The following is a 5,033-nucleotide window of genomic DNA, read 5'->3' as shown; positions in this document are numbered from 1 at the left end:
AAACCGAATAACTCTGTTTATACTTCAATATATGCAATTAACCGGAATAGCTATACGACCTATTAGCACTATATAGAAAGTAGAGTCTTACTTTTATAAACTCTGATTTATTAATGCTAGCGTCTCCGCATCTATACTATGGCCGCCTTTAAAAGTATAAACCTGCGGGGCTATACCCAACTGGCTCATAAGCTGCTGCTTTTTTGCTAAAGTTTCGGGTGTGATAAACTCGTCCTGGGTGCCGTAGACTAAGGCTACAGGCAGGTTGGTAAAAGCGGCTTTGCCAGAGGTGAAATCAATGTCTTCGGGGAAGGAAGCAGCCCAGAGGATGAGCCGGTGCACAGGCAGGTTCTGCGTAGCCAACCAGCGACTAACGGTAGCGCCACCCTGCGAGAAACCAAGTATGGTGATGCGTACATCTTGGGGCAGATGTTTGAGTTGCTCCTGCAGCAACAGGTTCAGGTAGCTTGCCTGATCTTCAATTTCAGAAAGGCGGTCTTCTTTTGTCATCCAGGTAGCGCCTATGCGGCCAGAGAAGCGCTCCAGGTAAAACCGTGAAAGTGCCTCCGGTGCCACTACCAACGTATGGCCGTTATCTAGCACGTTGAAGTGCCGCAAAAAGAAACGTGCTAACTGGCCGTATCCGTGGCACACAATCCAAAGGTCAGTTATACTATCAGAAGGCGTGCCTAAGGTGTAGTAGCGGGCAGTACGAGGAACCGTAAGGCTGAATTCGTTCATGTCAATTTATACTTGAATCACACCTCAAACTCATCATGCTTAGTTCATTACAGGTGCTCTGGTGTAAACTGGAAAGGCAACAGATCGGCTACGTTCTGGAAGCGGTAAAATTTACCATTAGCAGCCTGTAACAGTACCGGAATCGGCTCCTTTTGTTTAAACTCATACTCCGACATTACCTGACGGCATGCACCGCAGGGCATGGCAGGCAGGTGCTCCTGCTCATGGCGTCGTCGGGCAGTAACGGCTAGTAGTTTTATCTTAGCATGAGGATGCTGGGCGCTAAGGGCGAAAAGAGCAGTCCGCTCGGCGCAAAGTCCGGAAGGATAAGCTGCGTTTTCCTGGTTGCTGCCTATAGAGATACTGCCATCGTCCAGTACCAGCGCCGCACCCACTAGAAAGTTAGAGTAAGGAGCGTAAGCATTGTTGGCTGCTTCCTGGGCCATCTTCATTGCTTGCTGCTCCTGCGCCGTCAATTCCTGCGGCTCCAGTACGTCTACACGTATGTGTACATTCAGTTCACTTGCCATTTTGTCACAAGTTGGTTCAAATATTAGAAAAGGGCTATAAATTTAGCTTTAAATTCTGACAATCCCGCACTTAATTTGGCCTTGCACTGGGTTATTTCTATCTTAAGCCTGAACCCACTAACCCGCTATGAAAAATATTCTGCTTCTTGGTGCCGGTCGCTCGGCCTCTTCTCTGATAAAATACCTGTTCGATAATGCCACCTCCGAAAACTGGCATATTAGGATATGCGATATAAGCGTGGCGCATCTGCAACCTTTGGTAGAGCCCATCAGCTTTGCTGATATCATCACCTTTGATGTGCATGATGCAAAGCAAAGAGCAAAAGAAGTAAAGGCCGCAGATCTGGTAATTTCCCTGCTGCCGGCCATTTTTCACATTGAGGTAGCTAAAGAGTGCCTGAGGCAGGAGAAGAGCCTAATTACCGCCAGCTATGTGTCAGCTGCTTTTCTGGAGTTGCACCAGGAGGCACAGGCAAAGAACCTGACCATCCTCATGGAATCCGGGCTGGACCCCGGCATTGACCATATGTCGGCCATGCGCGTGATCCGAAGTATAAAAGCTGCCGGTGGCACACTCACTTCTTTTAAATCCTATACAGGCGGCTTGGTGGCACCGGAGTCTGATAATAACCCCTGGCACTATAAATTCACCTGGAACCCCCGCAACGTGGTGCTGGCAGGGCAGGGCACAGCCAAATACATCAAAGAAGGCCAGTACAAATACATTCCGTATTATAAACTGTTTAAGCGCACAGATGAGCTTTTTGTTGAAGGCTACGGTCATTTTGAAGGGTATGCCAACCGCGACTCTCTCAGCTACCGCGAACCTTACGGCCTGCTCGACATTCCTACTATGTTGCGTGGCACGCTACGCAGGCAAGGCTATTGCGAAGCCTGGGACGTATTTGTGCAACTCGGACTGACCGATGATAGCTATGACCTGGACGGCTCCGAACGTATGACTTACCGCACGTTTGTAGAGTCTTTCCTACCTCCGGCTAGTGCTGCTTCACAAAGTATGGCCGAACGCATCAGTTTATACTTAGACATACCTGTGGATGGCGAAGTGATGCAGAAGCTGGAGTGGTTGGGGCTGTTTGAGGAAACACCTGTAGCACTTACTGCCGCCACGCCTGCACAAGTGCTGGAGAAAATTCTGAAGGAGAAGTGGACGCTGGCACCCGGTGATAAAGACATGATCGTGATGCAGCACCTGTTTGCCTATGACCTGAACGGAGAGCAACGCGAGGTAACCTCTACGTTAGTGGCAAAAGGCGATGATGAGGTACAGACAGCTATGGCTAAAACAGTAGGCTTGCCTGTAGGCATACTTGCTAAATTACTGCTGCAAGGCAGAATCACGCACCGGGGTGTAGTTATTCCCATCTACCCGGAGCTGTACGAGCCAGTGCTAAATGAGCTGGAGCAATACGGAATTACATTCGTGGAGCAGGAGCAAGTGGGGGAGAAGAAATCATAAAATCCTTGTATAATAAGGCTACTTCCTATTTTGAGCAAAATGAGCAGAGATCTGCATAAACGGCAAGCAATTGAAAATTACATCAAGGCTTACAATGCCTTTGATGTAGCAGGCATGGTGCAGGGCTTTGATGCAAACGTTGTCTTCGAAAATATTTCGGAGGGTGAAGTTAACTTGAAAACAGAAGGGATAGCAGCCTTTAAGCAGCAGGCAGAGCAGGCCAAACTATACTTTAAGGAGAGAGAGCAGCAGGTAGATAGTATAACTATCATTGGCGAAACAGTTGAGGCAAGTATAAACTATCGCGGTGTTTTGGCTGTGGATTTTCCTAATGGAATGAAGGCAGGAGATGTGCTACAGTTGCAGGGCAAATCTATCTTCTATTTTGAGGCTGGGAAAATCGTAAAACTACAGGATATCAGCTGATCCATACAAAGGCTACTCTCTTATTATCGCTTGGCACAAGCGTCCGCTTGCGGCAGAACCTAATAGCATGAAGACCTCGCAGTGTGCGCAGCTCCTGCGAGCGTCTGGAGCAGGCAAAAAGGATAGAATAGCAGATCAGCAGATCTAGAATGCCAGGTAATAATCCCGTAGCAGCGCTTCAAATGCCGCAGTATACGTTACCTTGTCCTCTTCGCGAATGTAAAACTCTTTAACCACTGGAGCTGCGAGCGCATTGAAAGTATATGATTGGATATGGCGGATGCATTTGCCTTTATGGGAAGTATAAACGTGCAGCGTATCGCGCAAGTATAGCGCAGCTGCCTCGGCTAGTTTGGCAAAGTATAAGGCCTCGTCAGGAGGCAGCAGTAAGTATAGGCTTCCTTGCATGGCCAGGTGCTGCTGTGCAAAAGAGATGATGTCCTCAAATAGCAATTCTCCGGTATGCTTGGCTGTGTTACGGGCAGCATCCGGCGACTTTAGCGACGACAGGAAAAAAGGAGGGTTCGACAAGATGACGTCATACGTTGGAGGCTTCTGTTTAGAGAACTCCTGCAGGCTCATGGGATGTAGGAGCAGTCGCTCTGCCCAAGGACTACTGTTAAAATTCTCCTGTGCCTGTAGCTGCGCTTCCGGGTTAATTTCTACGGCATCTATAACAGCTTTACTTCGCTGCGCCACCATCAGCGAAAGCAAGCCAGTACCCGCCCCGATATCCAGAATCCGCTCCGCCTCAGCCACCTCCACATAGGCCCCAAACACACACGAATCAGTACAAACCTTCATGGCGCACTTTTCCTGCTCTACCCGAAACTGCTTAAACTGAAAGTATGAATTGCGCATGGGGTAATTTTGAATGACTGAATAATTGAATAACTGAATTAATTTTGAATGAGTGATTGAGTGGATGAGTGAATGGTTAATTTTGAATAATTGACTTTTGAATGATTAAATACATTTTAACTGAGTACTTGAGTGAATTGGGGAAAAGTTGGTGATTTAGAGGGTTTATCTTTTGAATTCCTTCTTTGTCATCCTGGAAGGATTTTGTGGGCCAGCAGCAACGGCTTTCGGAATTCGCCGCCAAGATCTTTACAAGATGACAGACCGGGGACATATTCAATTATTCAAAAGTCAGTTATTCAAAATTGAATTAAACCCCACCTCCGTTATACATCCCGGACTCAAAGCCTTCGTCGATGAGCAGGTTGCCAGACAAGGCACTGCCAACGGCTAACTGATCGCAGCGTTCGTTTTCAGGGTGGCCGGCGTGGCCGCGAATCCACACAAATTTTACATTGTGTTTGGCATACACGCGCAGGAAACGGGCCCACAGATCACCGTTCGCTTTGCCCTTAAAGCCCTTTTTCTGCCAGCCAAATACCCAACGTTTTTCTACAGCATCTACCACATACTTGGAGTCGGAGTAAACGGTTATCGGAATACCGGGCTTGTTAACAGCCTCCAAACCTTTGATCACGGCCAGCAGCTCCATACGGTTGTTGGTGGTTTTACGAAAACCTTCTGACAGCTCTTTCTCATGTTGCTTCCAGCGTAAAATAGTGCCGTAGCCTCCAGGTCCGGGGTTGCCGCGCGATGAGCCATCTGTGTATAGTTCAATCATAGTATAAGTGGTGAATGCGTGGTTGAGTGAATGAGCGAATGGGTGGTGATGAAGTGGACTTATACTCGCTCTGTTCCCATTGTCATCCTGGAAGGATCTTGTGGACCAGTAGCAACAGCTTTAGCGCTCCGCCACCAGGATCTTTACAAGATGACAAGAAGAATAGTAGTCAATTATTCAAAAGTCAGTTATTCATAATTAAAATTCACTCAAT

6 protein-coding genes are annotated in these 5,033 nt (G+C 47.7%); 2 read left to right on the top strand and 4 right to left on the bottom strand.

Going from position 1 to position 5,033, the window contains the following annotated elements; all coding sequences use genetic code 11:
* Positions 1–93: 93 nt before the first annotated feature.
* Positions 94–741, bottom strand: coding sequence for an alpha/beta hydrolase (locus tag ACFQ2O_RS19980; protein WP_377532222.1), 648 nt, complete (start codon positions 739–741; stop codon positions 94–96).
* Positions 742–788: 47 nt separating this feature from the next.
* Positions 789–1,271, bottom strand: a complete 483-nt coding sequence (cdd, locus tag ACFQ2O_RS19975; protein WP_377532219.1) for a cytidine deaminase — start codon at positions 1,269–1,271, stop codon at positions 789–791.
* Between the two features lie 127 nt (positions 1,272–1,398).
* On the opposite strand from cdd, the gene ACFQ2O_RS19970 reads away from it, so the two are divergent.
* The gene (locus ACFQ2O_RS19970; RefSeq protein WP_377532216.1) at positions 1,399–2,751 is read left to right on the top strand and encodes a saccharopine dehydrogenase C-terminal domain-containing protein; all 1,353 of its coding nucleotides are present in this window, start codon (positions 1,399–1,401) and stop codon (positions 2,749–2,751) included.
* 39 nt (positions 2,752–2,790) lie between these two features.
* Positions 2,791–3,177, top strand: coding sequence for a nuclear transport factor 2 family protein (locus ACFQ2O_RS19965; RefSeq protein WP_377532213.1), 387 nt, complete (start codon positions 2,791–2,793; stop codon positions 3,175–3,177).
* 144 nt (positions 3,178–3,321) lie between these two features.
* Here the strand turns inward: ACFQ2O_RS19965 and ACFQ2O_RS19960 are convergent, their stop codons facing one another.
* Both ACFQ2O_RS19960 and rnhA read right to left on the bottom strand, forming a co-directional pair.
* Positions 3,322–4,038, bottom strand: coding sequence for a tRNA1(Val) (adenine(37)-N6)-methyltransferase (locus ACFQ2O_RS19960; RefSeq protein ID WP_377532209.1), 717 nt, complete (start codon positions 4,036–4,038; stop codon positions 3,322–3,324).
* 310 nt (positions 4,039–4,348) lie between these two features.
* Positions 4,349–4,819 (bottom strand): ribonuclease HI, encoded by a 471-nt coding sequence (gene rnhA / locus ACFQ2O_RS19955; RefSeq protein ID WP_377532206.1) that lies wholly within the window; start codon positions 4,817–4,819, stop codon positions 4,349–4,351.
* Positions 4,820–5,033 lie beyond the last annotated feature (214 nt).

The sequence above is a fragment of the Pontibacter rugosus genome (assembly GCF_042678745.1).
GTDB lineage: Bacteria > Bacteroidota > Bacteroidia > Cytophagales > Hymenobacteraceae > Pontibacter > Pontibacter rugosus.
The sequence above is the reverse complement of the archived record's forward strand: the minus strand, read 5'-3'. Positions and strand labels throughout refer to the sequence as shown.

What these genes read in the sequence shown, in the direction of transcription:
- ACFQ2O_RS19980 (WP_377532222.1), bottom strand. Translation starts at nt 741, where the DNA reads ATGAACGAATTCAGCCTTACGGTTCCTCGTACTGCCCGCTACTACACC.
- ACFQ2O_RS19970 (WP_377532216.1), top strand. Translation starts at nt 1,399, where the DNA reads ATGAAAAATATTCTGCTTCTTGGTGCCGGTCGCTCGGCCTCTTCTCTG.
- cdd (WP_377532219.1), bottom strand. Translation starts at nt 1,271, where the DNA reads ATGGCAAGTGAACTGAATGTACACATACGTGTAGACGTACTGGAGCCG.
- rnhA (WP_377532206.1), bottom strand. Translation starts at nt 4,819, where the DNA reads ATGATTGAACTATACACAGATGGCTCATCGCGCGGCAACCCCGGACCT.
- ACFQ2O_RS19965 (WP_377532213.1), top strand. Translation starts at nt 2,791, where the DNA reads ATGAGCAGAGATCTGCATAAACGGCAAGCAATTGAAAATTACATCAAG.
- ACFQ2O_RS19960 (WP_377532209.1), bottom strand. Translation starts at nt 4,038, where the DNA reads ATGCGCAATTCATACTTTCAGTTTAAGCAGTTTCGGGTAGAGCAGGAA.